Origin of the sequence: Chromobacterium violaceum ATCC 12472, from assembly GCF_000007705.1 — a bacterium.
GTDB classification, from domain to species: domain Bacteria; phylum Pseudomonadota; class Gammaproteobacteria; order Burkholderiales; family Chromobacteriaceae; genus Chromobacterium; species Chromobacterium violaceum.
This window is the reverse complement of record NC_005085.1, coordinates 436,006-450,417: the sequence shown is the minus strand read 5'-3', so window position 1 is coordinate 450,417 and position 14,412 is coordinate 436,006. Positions and strand designations below refer to the sequence as shown.

Here is a 14,412-nt window from a genome sequence, read left to right as displayed (position 1 = left end):
TAACGACAACAAGTCTTCCGTCAAACTACCTCATCCAGCTCCGTCGCCGTCTGCGCCTTGCCAATCCGTTCCATCATGGCGCGCAAACGGGCAATCGCGGTATCTACCTGCTGCAACTTCTGCCCCGCTTCGGTCCTTAGCGCATCCGTAGGTATCGCGCCGCCCAGCATCAAAGTGAGAAGCTCTCTTACCGCTCGATGCTGATCGGCCTCCAGCCGGCCGATCTCACCTTGGCAGTGCGCTATTCTAGCTTGGCGCTGCTGCTCGATGGACAGCGCCGGGCCGTCCACTAGAACCGGACAACCATTGCCATCCGCCTGGATAAGCTTGCCCGCCTCCTGACCGCGAAACAGCGCCTCATACACAGAGGCCTCCACCTGGACGGCATCCGCGGGATAGCCCTCTGCATGGATCTCGCTATCGTAAAAACCGCCCGTTCCGGCAGAATAGAAAATAGTCATTTTGCTCTCCTCAGCTATCAATATCCGATGGCGATCCAGTCGAACGCGGTTCTCTCGCCCGCGCCGGAAGAACCAAATGCCTGGGTATAGCCGATCGTCGCTTTCTCCTTGGATCGTCCCCCTACCCAGAAATAGCCTTCCTGCACTTGCCCGCTGACACTATTCTCATTGCCATTCACCATGATGGAGCAACATACGGTTGGGAAACTGGTCCGAAACGTGATCTCGCCCGTCGCGAATAATGCCGTCGTGAAACCGCTAGGCAAGCCCAGCGTAGCAGTCAAACTGCCCTGCCCCCACTGGATGATCAAGCCGCTTGGCAATTTCTGGTAGCCATTTCCTTCTATCAAGCTGGAGAAAACCTGATTGCCGCTATGCCAGAGTTGCTGCCATGGCTGCCAGGCCTGATCATTCCAGGCTGTGCGTAGCCAAACAGCCATTCCACCATGCGTTGTATAAATTTGTGTAACTCCACCAACACTTCCTCTTGGACTACCCCGCATAACTTGCAACGTCCCCCAAAAGTAGCTGGCTGGTGGAGCGTTCAACCCACTAAAAGTCGTATCAACAATAGAATAAACGCCAGGCTCAAGCAGAGTATTCCAATCGACTTTATCCACTGGTTGACCTTGCGTGCGGAATGTATCTACTTTCGATGCAAACTTATCGTCTAAAAATCCATAAGACGAAGCCCATACCCGGCCTGCATTGCTAACTTGAAATACTCGAGTCGAATCAATGTGCAGGGATAGATTATTTGTCCCCATATTGGCGCTACTGCCCGATGCATCAGCAAACAGCCCCGTATCTCCATCTGAACCGAATGCAAAACCTGAGTTAGTGTCATCCCCCGTCGGCAAACCTTTGCTTGCACGAAAAGCATTGGCCCGCACTCGGTTACCGGTATCCTTACTAGCCGCATCAGTAATGCCATACCCCGCCAGCGTGGTCGGCTTCCCTGTCGCCACCTTGCTCCAGTCATGCGCCGGCACGTCGTCGCCGGTCATTTGCCGGCCTGCTATGACCCGGCCTTTTCCGTCTACGGTCACCACGCCGTAGCTGCCTGGTGCCACGCCGCTGTCGCGCAGCGTCAGTTGGCCGCTGACATCGCGGCTGCCATCGAAGACGACATTCCAGCTGCCGTCGCCGGTCGCCTCGATCTTGCGCGCGGCACTCAGCTTGGCCGCATTGCCGGAGGGCTGCTCGCCGCTTTCCAGCTTGTCCACCCTATCCTTCAGATGGACGGTGCGGTTGGCCAGCTGCTTGCCTTGCAGATTGTCGATGCCGTCCGGCCCGGCTAATACCGGGTCGGAAGTTTCCAGTTGATAGATGCCGGGTTCCCAGAACGGCTTTTCCTGCAGATTAGCCATCTTTTCCTCGCTTGAATGACAGTTGCGCTGCGCCGCCCCAAGCGGGAACGGCGGTCCATGGGAAGTGAATGGGCCGGCGATGATCGCCAGCCCATATTCCAATGCCCGCATGCGCCCCGGCCATGGAAAACATGACCCAAGGTTTTCATCTCGCAATGAAATGCGTCCGGGCAGGATGCAATGATGCCAATCCGCAGCGATCCGGACTTTTAAAGCTGTTTAGGAAAGCAGAGCAAAGTTCGCAAAAACAAAATTTTTAAGCGTGAAAAATTTGACATCCTCCTCCTCGGACCCTGACGAGTCCGAGGTATGCTCATCGGTCACTTATGGTTGAATTTCCTCCAAATCAGCCACAACTGGAGCATGGCCATTGCTCCAATTACGGCATTGATCTATGAAATCCCCCATTCTTTTTCTATCCTCATCCGAACCATTACGCAAAATATTCATTTGCATCCAAATAGGATAGAACTGATTGATGCGGGCTTCACACTTCTGCCGCGCCCGAATAGTAATGAGAGATTCAAAACCCTTTTCCGTTACAATAAAAATATCATTTTGCGTATCATTAGTCATCATCCTCTCCTTAATCACACATAAGCACTAGGTGTAGCTGTCGGCACCATATCTTGCACAATGTCGTAAATATTGAAAAACTGAGGCGCCCGTCTTTTAGGATCCCATCTCCCAATTACAATTTGAGGCAATGCTAAATAAAGCTTACTGCCCACCTCTGGATTCACAACCTTCAAGTCAACATGTGTATAGTCCCCTCCGGCAGTAGATGAGACATATCTAGTAGCCTGATTCCAACTTCCCCGCACATCATTATCCAACCATGTCCAATCTCCTTTCCCCAGCAGTTTGTGATAGATAATCACACTATGCCCGGCTCCAGATTTAACATGGCGATATGGAATAAAGAAATCAAAATCCATTTGAATAGATGGATCTTTAACTGTCAACTCCATGATATTAAATCCCATGGAAAAGTACCTGACATCACTGCCAATATATTGCAACAACTCCCTCACCAATGACGGACGTGTTTCCGGCAACTCATTAGATTGAACTGGAGTGAAAGTGACATCAAATTTCTTCCAAAACAGCGCTGGATTTCCTGTCCCCATGGAAATAGGGAGCGCATTTGATCCGGAAGACATTTTCAACATGCTAGCATTGTAATTTACCGCAAGCGAGCCAATATCAGCCTGTGCCACACCATTCGTAATACCATAGCCATCAAGCGTGCTAGCTTTATCCGCCTTTTTACTATTGACGCCATCAACTACCGTTTTCAAGTCGACTTTGCTAGCCGCATCGGATATACCATACCCCACCAATGTGGTCGCCTTGTCCGCCTTGCCCGCCAGCTTGCCGTCCACCGTCGCCGAATACTTGGGATCGTTGTTCACCGCCGCCGCCAGCTCCTGCAGCGTGTTCAGGTTGGCCGGCGCGCCGGACACCAGGCCATTCACCGCATTTTGGAGATCGGTTTTGCTGGCGCCGTCGGCAATGCCATACCCCGCCAGCGTGCTCGGCTTGCCGGTGGCCACCTTGTTCCAGTCGTGGGCCGGCACGTCGTCGCCGCTCATCTGCCGCGCGGCGGTGACCCGGCCTTTGGCGTCCACGGTCACCATGCCATAGCTGCCCGGCGCCACGCCGCTGTCGCGCAGCGTCAGCTGGCCGCTGACATCCTTGCTGCCATCAAATGCGACATTCCAGCTGCCGTCGCCGCTCATCGCGATGTTGCGCGCGGCGCTCAATTTGACCGCGTTGCCGGCCGGCTGCTTGCCGCTTGCCAGTTCCTCGACCCGGTCTTTCAGATAGGCGGTGCGGTTGGCGAGCTGCTTGCCTTGCAGATTGTCCACGCCATCCGGCCCGGCCAGCACCGGATCGGAGGTTTCCAGTTGGTAAATGCCCGTCTCCCAGACGGATTGTTCTTGCAGATTGGCCATCAGGCGGTTCCTCGGTTGAATTGCTTGTTGCGGCGGATGACGCCGTTGTGGCGATTGGCCACGGCTTGGTATTCCAGGCTGGCCAGCTGGCAGCGCGCCGGCGCGTACAGCGCCAGCATGCGACGCAGCTGGGCGGCCTGGTCATTGGTGATGGGCTGGTTCAGCAGCACCCGGTAACGGTTCCAGCTGTTCGGGTCGCCGTGGACGTAGTAGCCGTTGCGGCGGATGAGGCCGTTGCGCTGCTGGCCAGCCAGGCCTTCGATCAATGTCACTTCACCCAGGCCCAGGCGGCGGATCGCCTCGCGTATCGCCCAGGGCGTGCCCTTGTAGCGGTGCAGCTCGTTGGCGCTGTGCAACAGCGCGCGCCGGGCGTCATCGGATTCGGCCAGCGTCCAGCCTTCCTCGCCGTGGATATGGAATTGCTCGGCCAGCAGCGGCAGCACGTCCGCTTGCACTGTGTCGATCAGGTTGACCAGGAACACCGACAGATCGAGCTCCGGCACCCGCTCGGTGAGCCGGGACAACGGTCCGAAACGCTGGTCGCGCGCCAGGATGGAGGGAACGGCGTCAGTCATCGCTCGCGCCTCCTGGCTGGGGATATCCGCCCGCTGACGACCGGCGCGGGCGAAGGCCGGGTTGCAGATGCATGGAGACCTCCTTGTGCTTGAGAAGAGATAGGGGATGGGACGGAGCGCCTGCGCGGTCCGCAAATGGGAAGGGAGCAATGGCAGCGGAACGGCCGCGGAGAGAAGTCAGTGGGCGTGCATAGCCACACGCAGCACGGCCAGTGGGCGAACACGGCAGCTCAAGGCGGGTTGCGGCATCACAGGTTGAAAACTAGTTTGAGCAGCCTGCCCTACGCTTTCGGAATGGCAATCAACAGGAAAAGGCGGGATACGAGCATCATGCTCAGAGTTTTGGAGGAGGGACATGGACAGGCTCCTTGAAACCAGAGGGGAAGAAAAGCGAGACACCGGCATAGCCGGATTCAGCGAAGGCAAACGGCTGAATGGAAGAAAATGGATAGGACGCTAGAGATCAAACCGAGAGAGGGGTCAGAAACAACTGAAGAAATATCAGCGAAATCAGAAGGGCTGTGACAAGGACAAGAGTGTCCTAGCTTTGACAAAACCGAGGGAAAAAGCCGCCGGGCATCGGGCGACGCCCGACGGCAAAATCAAATCTATAACAAGCGAGGTAAAACTCTAGTTCCGCCACGTACCTCTGACCATCAGACCATGTCGGTCAGGATACGGCCAGCAGCTCAAACCGGCAGTTGCGGCCAGACAATCTGGCTCAAATCCGTCACCGTTTCGGGCAGGTCACGCAACGCTTGGCGATATTTGGCCCATGTGGCCTTCTGATCAGCAGTCAGTACGACGTCCTGCACCTGGGTCCAATCGCAAGCGCGCAAACGTTCATCGCGCTCAATACGCAAAGTTTGCAGAATAGTCGCTTTGCGCGCATCGGCAATCGCCTGTTCGCTGGCGCCAAAGACATCTCGCGCCTCCTGTTCGGATACATTCAAAATCTCCCCTCGCGGGGTTTGCACGGAATGCAGCAGCATGGCAACTCCTTAAATACTGGTGGTTGGGATAATGATGGCGGCAGTCCAAACCGGGTCAACCACCGTTAAGGGAGAGACTTTGATTCCATTCCCTGCATAAGGGGCATTAGGACAGTCTGGATATAAGACCGAGTCTGCCTGCATCAGAGGCTTCAGGCTTTCGGTTCCCAGGTAGGACTGACCTTGCTGCAGATCAAAGTCGGCCAATATGTCGTAATGCATGCCACCACCACGCAGCCAAATCACACGTCCAATCGAGTCCGTACGCACTTTGGCAACTGCCTGATGATACGCAAAGCCATAATACTCAACTCTTGTCATCCAAAAGTCATACCAGCCAGAGCCTCGAATAGACAAATCCAATAACAAGCCAGCGACATGATCTGTGCCAAGAGAAGCAGGATGCGGAGCGTTGTAGTCCCGATAAATCACCAACCTCCCGCACTTTTCTCCAACGCTAAAGGGAAGAGGTACTGGATAGTAAGTATTGGCATCTCCTCCTACTGTAATACCGTAGCGGAACGGCAGTGTCATCGTGCTTCGCGCCCCCTGGCGCCACGCCTCCAGCTCGGCCGTCTTGGCCGCTACCTTGGCGTCGATGTCGGCTTGCTTGCCGGCGACGGTGCTGGTCAGATTGTTCGATGCCGTCACCAGGGCGGCGACCTGTTGCTCCAGACTCATGGTCTCTCCTTCACTTGGGATTCAAAACACTGCGTTGCAGGGTCAGGCATTGCAGCTGAATCAACGCCGCAGCCTGGGCAGTGGCCAGTTCGGCCAGATCGTCGCGGTATTGCTGGCCGCGCCGGTCGAGGTTCAACAGCGCATCGTCATGCCGGTTCAGGCGGCCATCGTGGACGGCCAGGGCTTGTTCGGCACGCTCCTGGCGCAGCTGCTGCGCGCTCAGCTCGCCATCGCGTTTGAGGCCGCGCGCCATCTCGTCTATCTGCGCCGCGCCCAGGCTGGCCAGCTCCTCGCCCAGCGCCAGACTCAAGCCGGCGCCGGTCGACTGGACCGTCACACTGCCCGCCGGCACGCCGGACAGGGCCAGATCGAAGGCCAGCAGCAACTCCAGTCCGGCCTGCTTGTAAGCCAGCGCCTGCTTCGGATCGGACCAGATAGCCAGCGGCTGGCCGCCCTCCAGGATGAAGGCCACTTCGCGCACCCAGAACTCGGTCTGGTCGCTGGCCAACGCGGTCAGATGCAGCTGGCGCGGGCCCTGGCTCTGGCCATCGGCGATCGGGTACCGGACGATCTCGTTGCGCAATCCGGTTTGGCCCGCATCCGGCTGGTAGCCGGCATCGCCGAGCGCGACATGGGTGATCCTGAGCTGGACGCCGTCATGGCTGGCCAGCTGAATCGCAGCCAAGCCGCCATCCAGGATCTGCGGAATCAATGGGTTACTGCTCATCGCGGTTCATCTCCATTAGAAAACGCGCCACCGCCAGCGACGTCAAAGCGCCTGCGAAATGCAGCGGCTGCGATAAAGGTTTGACCGGATTCGGCCGACACTCGGCGCCGCTGCGGTTCAGCGCCCACCCCTGCATGGCGCCGGCCCAACGCAAGGGCTGGTTGAATACCGCGCCGATCTTGAAGCCGTAGCTGCTGCGCGCCGGTTTGACGCTGTTTATCATTCGCCGCAAGCGGGCATACAGATCCGGATTGAGCAGTGCCCGATCCGACATCAGGTTGTCGTTGGCCCAGGCGGTGAGATCGAAGGTATAGGGCTGGCCTGAGCCTTGCGGCGCCCACCATTCCTTCAGCTCGATCTCGATGCCCAGCACCCGGAACACCTCGTTCACCGCCCAGCGCGTGCCCTTGTAGCGGTGCAGCTCGATCGCGCGCTTGATCAGCTCGCGCTGCTGCGTCTCGCCGGCGGCCAAGAGCCAGCCTTCGTCGCCGGATACGTGGAATTGCTCGGCCAGCAGCGGCAGCAGCCTGGGCTGCGCGCAATCCACCAGGTTGACCAGCAGATCCAGCGTGTCGAAACGGCCTTGCGTTTGCGGATTGGCCTCGTCCCCGCGCGGCACGCCCAGGCGGCGGCTCAGCTCGGCGAGCGGGCCGAAGCGGGCGTCCCGCGCCAGCAGGCCCGGCGTCGCGTCCTTAGCCATTGTTGAGGCTGTCCACGGTCAGGCCCGCGATGCCGTTGGTGCAGTGCGCCCAGCCGTAGGACGGCACTTTCTGGACGGCGGCCGGCTGCTGCAGATTCACCTGGTACACGCCCGGCACCGACAGCGCCGCCACCAGCTGCGAGGGCACGATGTCGTTGCCCAGCTTGGCCTGCTGGGTCTGCAGATAGGCTTGCAGCGCGTCTTGCGCCCGCTGCAGCACCTGCTTGGCGTCCGAGCCGGCGTAGAGCTGCAGGCTGGCGACGACCTGGTAGGCGAATTCCACCGGCGGCTTCACCGACACCTTGTCGGTCAGCGGCCGCACGCGGTCGGCGCTGCAGGTATTGGCCACCTTGGCCCGCAGGTCGTCGCTGGGCAGTCCGCCGCTCACCAGCGGATACAGCCATACCTCGCCCGGCTGCGGCACATCCGCCGGCTTGCCGCCCTCTTCCAGGTTGTTGGCGCTGACCACCGCCACGTCGACGATGCTCTGGTCGGCGCGCAGCGCGTGGTGGCGATAGGCGGCGGCGCTGCCGGCCACGCTGAACGATTCCGGCGCCAGGCGGATGCGCTGGCGCAGCCGCTCGTCGTCCTCGGCGTCGGCGCCGCCGGCGCTGACTTCCGTGTTCCTAACGGTCACGTTCACGCTCAGGTCGTCCACCAGCTGGTTGATGGCGCCCGGCTCCTGGCCGTTGCCGTCCATGCCCGGTTCCACCGCCACCACGGCCAGGGTGGTCGACACCTCCTGGTCCTTCAAGATGTTCACCACCGCTTCATCGATGGTCTGGAACTGGATGTCGCCGCGGCCCGCCACCAGCGTCTGCCGCTTGATGACCACCGTCTGCGGCGCGCCGGGCGCGAAGGTGAAGCTCACCTTGCTGCGCGCCGGCTGGGCCGGCAGGCGGGTGACGCCCACCAGCTCGCCCAGGTAGTCCAGCATCGGCGCGCGGGCGAAGGCCACCAGGTTTTGCCGCCCGGCGTCGTTGAAGGCGGCGCGCGCCACGCTCTCGCGATAGGCGATCAGGTCGATCAGCAGCCGCTCCACCTGGCCCGGATACAGCGTCTTGCCGGCCATGTTCTGGTAGGCGGTGATCAGCTCGTTGGTGATCTGCTGCGGATCGTCGTCGATAAACTTCGGAAGGTCGGTCGTCGTCTGATTCATGGCTCTTGTCCTAGATTCACAGCCTGAGTTCGGTTTCGCGGATCACGCCGTCGGCCAGCTTCCATTGCGCGCACAGATGCGCGCCGCCGTCGGCCTCGATGCTGAACAGCACCTTCAGCAGCTGGATGCGCGGCTCGCCGTACAGCGGATGGCTGATCGCCGCCACCGCTTCCCGCACCACGTGCGGACGAGCGCGGTCCACCGGGTAGTCCAGATAGCGGAACAGGTCGCTGCCAAACTCCGGCCGCAACGGGTCGCTGCCCTTGGGCGTGCCCAGAATGATCCGCAGCGCCTGGTGGATGTCGTCCAGGTTTTCCACGATGTCGGCGACGCTGGCGCCGGGCTTGGCGTCGCGCGGCTGCAGCGCCGGCTGCCAGTGCAGGGATGAGATGTCGGTTAGCTGTGTCATGGTGTCCATGGTGCCAAAGCCTCCCAAGGGCGGCTTTTAAAGGATTTTAGGAATGGAGTTGAAGCGGGCGCGGATAGAGGGTGACCGCCTCCCGGCACGGCAGGCCCATGCCCCAGCGCAGCGGAAGCCGGCCATCCAGCCGCGCCCGCTGCCAAGGCAGCACGGTGACGGTTTCGACGCCGCCATGGGCCGCGCCCAGGCGCAGCGGTCCCTGCTGGCGCAGCTCACGCCGCGCCTGCGGATAGACGCTGGCCACCTCGCCGCCGGCGGAAACGGCGGCCACGACCGGCAGCCGCTCGCGCAGTTCCACCCGCAGGTCCAGGCTCTCCAGCCGGGAGCGGGCGTTGCGGTACTGGTCCAGCATCTGCCGCAGCGCCCGATAGGTGGCTTCGCCCAGGCCGCGGCCGGACAGGTCGAGATCGATCTTGAAATGGAAGGGCCGGCCCTGGTACTCGAACCATTCGCTGATGCGGCCGTCCAGGCCTAGCGTGGCCAATACCCGCTGCAAGGCCCAACGCGTACCCTTGTAGCGGTGCAGCTCTATCGCCTGCTTGATCAGATCGCGCCGCTGTGCCTCGCCGGCGGCCAGCTGCCAGCCCTCGTCGCCGGCCACGTGCAGCTGCTCGGCCAGCAGGGGCAGAAAATCGGCCTCCACCTGATCCACCAGGTAGACCAGAAAGGGCGCCAGATCGATGCGCAACAGGCGCCGGCTCAGCTCGGCCAACGGCGACAGCCGCCTGTCGCCGGCCAGCACATTGGGTGTGATGTCGGTCATCGGATAGCCTTGGGGAAGGCGCGCCGGCCGGGATGGCCGGGCGTGGGAAAGAGGAGAGGCCGGCGGCGCGCGGCCGCCGGCCGGGGGATCAGGCGCCCCGGGAGAACAGCTTGAGGGAGGAACGCCAGAAGCCGCCGGCATTGGCCGCGTCGCCCGCCGGCGCGGCCAGCGCGTCCGGCGATTCGGCCAGCTGCCGCAGCCTGGCCAGCGCGTTCTCGGCCGCCGCGCGGGCGGCATCGGCGTCGGCCGCCTGGCGCACCGCCTCCTTGCCCGCCAGGCGCAGCGCGCGGATCGCGTACAAGGCCTGGTCGCAGGCGGCGGCCTTGGCCAGGATGCCGTCGGCCGCGTCCTTGCCGCTCAAGCCCTTCGCCTCGGCCCAGGCCCGCACCGCCGGCGGCGCGTCGCCCTTGCAGCCGCCGTCTTTATAAGACTGGGCCTCGGCGGCGGCCTGCCGGTATTCCAGCGCGCGCAGCTCCTTGCCGACGTAAATCTGGCTGGCGGCGTCGGCGGCGGCATCCAGGCTGAACAGCAGCCGCTGCCGCAATTGATCCAAGCTTTCTTTAGGCTGAGGCGCATTGCCCTGAGCCAGCCAGGCTTCATACTCATACCAGAAACGATGGCCGCGCGGAATGTGCGCGCCGTCGGCGATGCGGACAATCACGTCCGCTTGATCGGTCAATCGATACATGGTCGTGTTCTCCGTTTACAGTTCGGCGTCGGCGGTCCAGCGGGTCAGTAGCGTCGCGTCGTTGGCACTTGATGGAACAAATTGAGCATTGCCCCAAGTAAAACCATTTCGGAAATCATCCCCTCCATAGTTGTAAAGGGGTACGACGCCTATTGGCCCACCGCTGAACGCTGCGCCAGCGTTGTAAGCTAAAGCTTGGCCTGGCACTTTGGTATCAGGATTAAAAAAACCAATTACCGCAGCCCCACGCTTTGTCTGGCGATAAGCCACCCATCCCATGTTGTCGTCCACCCCCACGTAGCGAGCAATGGCATAACCCGTCTCAAAATAACGCTGGCACAGCGCCAGCTCCTCGCCCGGCGAACGGCGCTCATACGGCGTAGCCACCGATCCCTCCTCCAGCTGCACTTGGGCAATGTCGAACACGCCGGTTTGAGGGCCGGCAATCGCGCTATGTACAGGCTGCATGGTGCTGTAGCTCAAACCGAAGAACACCGCGAGGTAGTCATCGCCATTCTGGCCGAAGGTCTTGCCCTGGACCGACGGCGAAACAAAAGTAAAGCTATAGCGCTGCCAGGTCGTATTCAATTGAACCGGTGTTTCATTCTGCGCGCGGGCGATGGGGGAGACGCCGTCGCCGCTGCCAAAGCCCTGCTCGACGTAGAACAGAATAGTTTTGGCCGCATCTGCCTTGGCCCAGAAGCTCAAGGTCATGGTTTTGCCAGAGAAGCGGTGCAGGCCCTCCACACGCTGTAGAAATTGGCAATATTCGCGGGCGCTTGGCGCCGGCGGCTTAGTCACGGCAACGCGCATGAAGCTGGCGGCGCCGCCCAACACATCCGTTTCCGCGCCGCTAGCGGCCACTCTGGAAACGGTTATGCCCGCTAAGCCAGGCGATACGCCTAAATCCAGGCACCAACGATCCGCCGAGCCATAACCACCAACGTTCTGGCTCACCCCGCGCTGCCAAATGTCAAAGCCGCCGTTGATCAAGACATTGCGCCGATAAGCCTGCACCGGGAAAGTCTGCGCCGGGTCGAAGGCCACCAGTTGCGAGCCGCCCAGCACTTCGCCGCGCGCGCCCACCGTCACCCGGTTGTAGCTGCCGGCAGACACGCCGGTGCGGCCGGAAACCCGTTCGAAGGACAACGGCGTCTTGCCCAGAGTCACCGGCGCGCCGGCGTCCAGCAATTGCCAGATCGACCCGCCGTTGGCCGCGCCCTGCTCCACCGCGACGAACAAGCCCGGCGTCACTTCCAGGCTGATGTTGGCGTCGGCGGCGCGCGCCCAGCTGCCCGCGCCGGCCAGGTAGATGCCGTTGTCGGCGCCGGCGGCCTGGTTCTTGACCAGCACCCGGTCGCCCAGCTGCAGCGCGACGCCGTCCACCGTCTGCAGGCCGGCCAGCGCGATGGGGGCGGTAGTGGCGGCGCGGACCGACGGCTTGCCGTCCAGCTTGGCCAGCTCCTCGGCGATGCGTTGATCGACGCTGCCGCGGGTGGCCAGCACCACGCTCGGGTCCACCATCAGCGTCACCGCCGCGGCATTGGACACTTCCAGGATCATGCGCACGTAAAGCTGCTTGTTGGCGCCGTCGGCCAGCACCGGCTTGTAGCTTTCCGGAAACTTGCCCACCGCGAACAGCGCGCCGTCGGCGTCGAACACGCCCACTTCGCGGATGGTGAAGCCGCCCACCTGGTCGGGGATCACCAGCTCGGCGACGATCCAGTTGGGATTGGCCGGGTCGGTGGACAGGTGGTTGAGGCCGGCGCGCCAGGCCTCGCTCTTCAGCGCGGTCTGGCTTTCGGTCGGCGTGTAGTACGCGCCGTTGTCGCCCTCGCCCACCGCCATCTGGCTGAGCTTCAGCGGCGCGCCGCCGCTGGCGGCCGCGGCTAGCTTGGCCTTGCCGACGGCGGTGAGCAGGGTGAAGAAATCGTTGTTCATCATGGTCTCCAATCAAACTGCGAATAAGATGGCGCCGCGGCTCAGAGCGGCGGGCTGGTCGGCCCGTGCGCGCCCATGTGGTTGTGGCCCACCAGGCTCTTGCCGCTGGCGGTGACGTCGCCGCTGACGCTGACGCTGCCCGTCACCGTGGCGCCGCCGCCGCCGGACACCGCCAGGCCGCCCTGGCCGGTGATCGCGCCCTGCACCGTCAGCGTGCCGCTGATCTCGGTGGCAGGCGCGTCGATGCTGACCTTGCTTGCAGCCTTGATGGTGACGGTCTGGCCGCCGTCTATGGTGATGCTGGATGCCGCCCGGATCTGCACGTCGGCCTGGGTGTCCACCACCACGTGCTTGACCCCGCCGTTGACGGTCAGCTGGTTCAGCTTCCGGTCGTACTCCAGCACCGCGCCGTCGGCGAAGCGGCGCTGCCATTTCTCCTTGCTCACCACCGGCACCGCGTCGGCCTCGGAATAGATGGCGCCCAGCACCACGCCGTCCTCGCCGCGGGCGTCCATCAGCACCGCCACCTGCTCGCCAACGTCGGGCAACCAGTAGTCCTTGTCCTTCAGGCTTTTGCGGCTGAGCACCGGCAGCCAGGCGGTCAGCAGCTGGCCCAGTTCCGGCAACCGCACCCGCACCCGCTGGGTGGCGGCGTCCTGTTCGGCCACGCTGCCGAATTTCAGCGTGGCCAGCGCGTCGGGCAGGGAAACATCGTTCATTTCTTCTCCTTGGCCGCGGCGGGCGCCGCGCGTTTCAGGTCCAGTTCGCAGATATAGCCTTCCTGCCGCGACAAGCGGTGGCGGGCGCGCTCGATCAGGTAGCGGCCGGACAGCTTGCCGAAGCCGGACAGCTCCACGTTGCGGCCGGCGGCCAGCTGCGGCGAGCCGTCCACGGTGACGCTCATCTCGGTGCGCGCCAGCTGGCGGCGCTCCATCTCGGCCTTGGCCTGCAATTCCGCCTGCTCGCGTCCGCCGGACTTGCGGGTGAGCTTGACCACGTCGGCGCTGCTGGCCTTGCCGCCGGGCGCGCGCGCGTCGCCCCCCACCCGCGCCGTCTGCAGCTTGCGCTTGTGCGGGTCGTGGTAGCTGACCTCCACCGCGCTGGGCACCTGCGACAGCTGGTCGCGCGCGCGCCAGGAAATCAGATCGGCCGGCGCGAACCGGCGCACGCTGGCCGACGCCACCAGCTCGGCGCGTTTCCAGAACACCAGCTTGCGGTTGTTGTCCATCACCTTGCAGACGTAGCCGTAGTGGCTGGACACCCGCTGCAGGAATTGCAGATCGGTTTCGTGGTACTGGGTCAGGCGCTCGATGGCGACGTCCTCGATCTTGCCCTCCAGCTTCATGCCGTGGCGCTTGGCGATCCTTTGCGCCAGCGCCTGCAGCGTCAGCTTGTCGTAGGCGCGGCCCTCCGGCGTGCGCAGCGGATGCTGGACGCCGGTGGCCAGCGCGCGGATGTGGACCACCGACGGCGGCGCGCTGTAATCGACCTCGTCCACGTCGAAGCTGCCCAGCGCCACCAGCGCGGCGCCGCGGTAGCCCAGCTTGAAGTCCAGCGTCGCCCCCTTGTCCGGATACCAGCCGTTCAGCCAGCGGCCGTCGCAGTCTTCCAGCTCCACCTCCAGCTCGTCCGACTCGCCGGACAGGTGGTCGGTGTAGCTGATGTTGAGCGCGTACTGGGCGATGTCGGCGGTGATGGACTTGCCGTTGTAGCTGAGCTCGAACACCGGAGCCGCCACGTCCTGGATGCGGCTGTCGCTCATGCGCGCCTCCATGGCGGCAGCTCGTCCAGCGCGGCTTCGTCGCTGGCTTCAAGCAACGGAATGGCCAGCTGGGTGCCGGCCGGCAGCGTCTCGCTGATCGGCGCCTGCGGATTGGCGGCGATCAGCATCACCATCTGGCCGACGTCGCCGTAATAGCGCCAGGCGATCTGGTCCCAGCGCTCGCCTTCCTGGCAGGTATGCTTGAGAAACATGG

17 protein-coding genes are annotated in these 14,412 nt (G+C 62.4%); all 17 read right to left on the bottom strand.

The features are described from left to right. Window positions 1-20 precede the first annotated feature (20 nt). The 17 genes from CV_RS22000 to CV_RS02025 all read right to left on the bottom strand — a co-directional run bounded on the left by CV_RS22000 (window position 21) and on the right by CV_RS02025 (window position 14,410). Entirely contained in the window at window positions 21-461 is a 441-nt protein-coding gene (locus tag CV_RS22000) for a tail fiber assembly protein (RefSeq protein WP_011133987.1), read from the bottom strand. A gap of 17 nt (window positions 462-478) precedes the next feature. Next, window positions 479-1,831 (bottom strand): pyocin knob domain-containing protein, encoded by a 1,353-nt coding sequence (locus CV_RS24005; RefSeq protein ID WP_218567044.1) that lies wholly within the window; start codon window positions 1,829-1,831, stop codon window positions 479-481. Between the two features lie 324 nt (window positions 1,832-2,155). After that, the gene (locus CV_RS23295; protein ID WP_011133985.1) at window positions 2,156-2,407 is read right to left on the bottom strand and encodes a hypothetical protein; all 252 of its coding nucleotides are present in this window, start codon (window positions 2,405-2,407) and stop codon (window positions 2,156-2,158) included. Window positions 2,408-2,421: 14 nt separating this feature from the next. After that, on the bottom strand, window positions 2,422-3,789 hold the full coding sequence (locus tag CV_RS02090; protein WP_011133984.1) for a hypothetical protein: 1,368 nt from the start codon (window positions 3,787-3,789) through the stop codon (window positions 2,422-2,424). Continuing rightward, window positions 3,789-4,364: a phage tail protein gene (locus CV_RS02085; RefSeq protein WP_011133983.1), complete on the bottom strand. Its 576-nt coding sequence runs from the start codon at window positions 4,362-4,364 to the stop codon at window positions 3,789-3,791. The genes CV_RS02090 and CV_RS02085 overlap by 1 nt, the downstream gene beginning before the upstream one ends. A gap of 689 nt (window positions 4,365-5,053) precedes the next feature. Next, complete coding sequence (locus tag CV_RS21995) at window positions 5,054-5,356, bottom strand: tail fiber assembly protein (protein WP_011133981.1); 303 nt, start codon at window positions 5,354-5,356, stop codon at window positions 5,054-5,056. Between the two features lie 9 nt (window positions 5,357-5,365). Then, the gene (locus CV_RS02075; RefSeq protein WP_011133980.1) at window positions 5,366-6,037 is read right to left on the bottom strand and encodes a hypothetical protein; all 672 of its coding nucleotides are present in this window, start codon (window positions 6,035-6,037) and stop codon (window positions 5,366-5,368) included. 10 nt (window positions 6,038-6,047) lie between these two features. Further along, a complete protein-coding gene (locus tag CV_RS02070; RefSeq protein WP_045052314.1) occupies window positions 6,048-6,764 on the bottom strand; it encodes a phage tail protein in 717 nt (238 codons plus the stop codon). Continuing rightward, on the bottom strand, window positions 6,754-7,464 hold the full coding sequence (locus tag CV_RS02065) for a phage tail protein I (protein WP_011133978.1): 711 nt from the start codon (window positions 7,462-7,464) through the stop codon (window positions 6,754-6,756). The genes CV_RS02070 and CV_RS02065 overlap by 11 nt, the downstream gene beginning before the upstream one ends. Next, a complete protein-coding gene (locus CV_RS02060) occupies window positions 7,457-8,623 on the bottom strand; it encodes a baseplate assembly protein (protein WP_011133977.1) in 1,167 nt (388 codons plus the stop codon). Before CV_RS02060 ends, CV_RS02065 begins: the two co-directional genes overlap by 8 nt. A gap of 16 nt (window positions 8,624-8,639) precedes the next feature. Then, entirely contained in the window at window positions 8,640-9,041 is a 402-nt protein-coding gene (locus CV_RS02055) for a GPW/gp25 family protein (protein ID WP_227590067.1), read from the bottom strand. Between the two features lie 37 nt (window positions 9,042-9,078). Further along, entirely contained in the window at window positions 9,079-9,807 is a 729-nt protein-coding gene (locus CV_RS02050; protein WP_011133975.1) for a phage tail protein I, read from the bottom strand. 88 nt (window positions 9,808-9,895) lie between these two features. Then, complete coding sequence (locus CV_RS23760; protein ID WP_011133974.1) at window positions 9,896-10,495, bottom strand: hypothetical protein; 600 nt, start codon at window positions 10,493-10,495, stop codon at window positions 9,896-9,898. Window positions 10,496-10,510: 15 nt separating this feature from the next. Then, a complete protein-coding gene (locus CV_RS21985; RefSeq protein ID WP_217870840.1) occupies window positions 10,511-12,439 on the bottom strand; it encodes a phage tail protein in 1,929 nt (642 codons plus the stop codon). 38 nt (window positions 12,440-12,477) lie between these two features. Continuing rightward, window positions 12,478-13,155 carry a phage baseplate assembly protein V gene (locus CV_RS02035; RefSeq protein ID WP_043595306.1) on the bottom strand — a complete coding sequence of 226 codons (678 nt, stop codon included), beginning with the start codon at window positions 13,153-13,155 and terminating at the stop codon, window positions 12,478-12,480. Then, window positions 13,152-14,198 carry a phage late control D family protein gene (locus tag CV_RS02030; protein WP_157760178.1) on the bottom strand — a complete coding sequence of 349 codons (1,047 nt, stop codon included), beginning with the start codon at window positions 14,196-14,198 and terminating at the stop codon, window positions 13,152-13,154. Before CV_RS02030 ends, CV_RS02035 begins: the two co-directional genes overlap by 4 nt. Continuing rightward, window positions 14,195-14,410 (bottom strand): tail protein X, encoded by a 216-nt coding sequence (locus CV_RS02025; RefSeq protein WP_011133970.1) that lies wholly within the window; start codon window positions 14,408-14,410, stop codon window positions 14,195-14,197. Before CV_RS02025 ends, CV_RS02030 begins: the two co-directional genes overlap by 4 nt. Window positions 14,411-14,412: the final 2 nt, after the last annotated feature.

Bases quoted from the DNA above. Each gene is read 5' to 3' on its own strand.
- CV_RS23295 (WP_011133985.1), bottom strand. From the start codon at position 2,407: ATGACTAATGATACGCAAAATGATATTTTTATTGTAACGGAAAAGGGT.
- CV_RS02075 (WP_011133980.1), bottom strand. From the start codon at position 6,037: ATGAGTCTGGAGCAACAGGTCGCCGCCCTGGTGACGGCATCGAACAAT.
- CV_RS02085 (WP_011133983.1), bottom strand. From the start codon at position 4,364: ATGACTGACGCCGTTCCCTCCATCCTGGCGCGCGACCAGCGTTTCGGA.
- CV_RS02035 (WP_043595306.1), bottom strand. From the start codon at position 13,155: ATGAACGATGTTTCCCTGCCCGACGCGCTGGCCACGCTGAAATTCGGC.
- CV_RS02030 (WP_157760178.1), bottom strand. From the start codon at position 14,198: ATGAGCGACAGCCGCATCCAGGACGTGGCGGCTCCGGTGTTCGAGCTC.
- CV_RS21985 (WP_217870840.1), bottom strand. From the start codon at position 12,439: ATGATGAACAACGATTTCTTCACCCTGCTCACCGCCGTCGGCAAGGCC.
- CV_RS02060 (WP_011133977.1), bottom strand. From the start codon at position 8,623: ATGAATCAGACGACGACCGACCTTCCGAAGTTTATCGACGACGATCCG.
- CV_RS22000 (WP_011133987.1), bottom strand. From the start codon at position 461: ATGACTATTTTCTATTCTGCCGGAACGGGCGGTTTTTACGATAGCGAG.
- CV_RS24005 (WP_218567044.1), bottom strand. From the start codon at position 1,831: ATGGCTAATCTGCAGGAAAAGCCGTTCTGGGAACCCGGCATCTATCAA.
- CV_RS21995 (WP_011133981.1), bottom strand. From the start codon at position 5,356: ATGCTGCTGCATTCCGTGCAAACCCCGCGAGGGGAGATTTTGAATGTA.
- CV_RS02025 (WP_011133970.1), bottom strand. From the start codon at position 14,410: ATGTTTCTCAAGCATACCTGCCAGGAAGGCGAGCGCTGGGACCAGATC.
- CV_RS02070 (WP_045052314.1), bottom strand. From the start codon at position 6,764: ATGAGCAGTAACCCATTGATTCCGCAGATCCTGGATGGCGGCTTGGCT.
- CV_RS02065 (WP_011133978.1), bottom strand. From the start codon at position 7,464: ATGGCTAAGGACGCGACGCCGGGCCTGCTGGCGCGGGACGCCCGCTTC.
- CV_RS02090 (WP_011133984.1), bottom strand. From the start codon at position 3,789: ATGGCCAATCTGCAAGAACAATCCGTCTGGGAGACGGGCATTTACCAA.
- CV_RS23760 (WP_011133974.1), bottom strand. From the start codon at position 10,495: ATGTATCGATTGACCGATCAAGCGGACGTGATTGTCCGCATCGCCGAC.
- CV_RS02050 (WP_011133975.1), bottom strand. From the start codon at position 9,807: ATGACCGACATCACACCCAATGTGCTGGCCGGCGACAGGCGGCTGTCG.
- CV_RS02055 (WP_227590067.1), bottom strand. From the start codon at position 9,041: ATGGACACCATGACACAGCTAACCGACATCTCATCCCTGCACTGGCAG.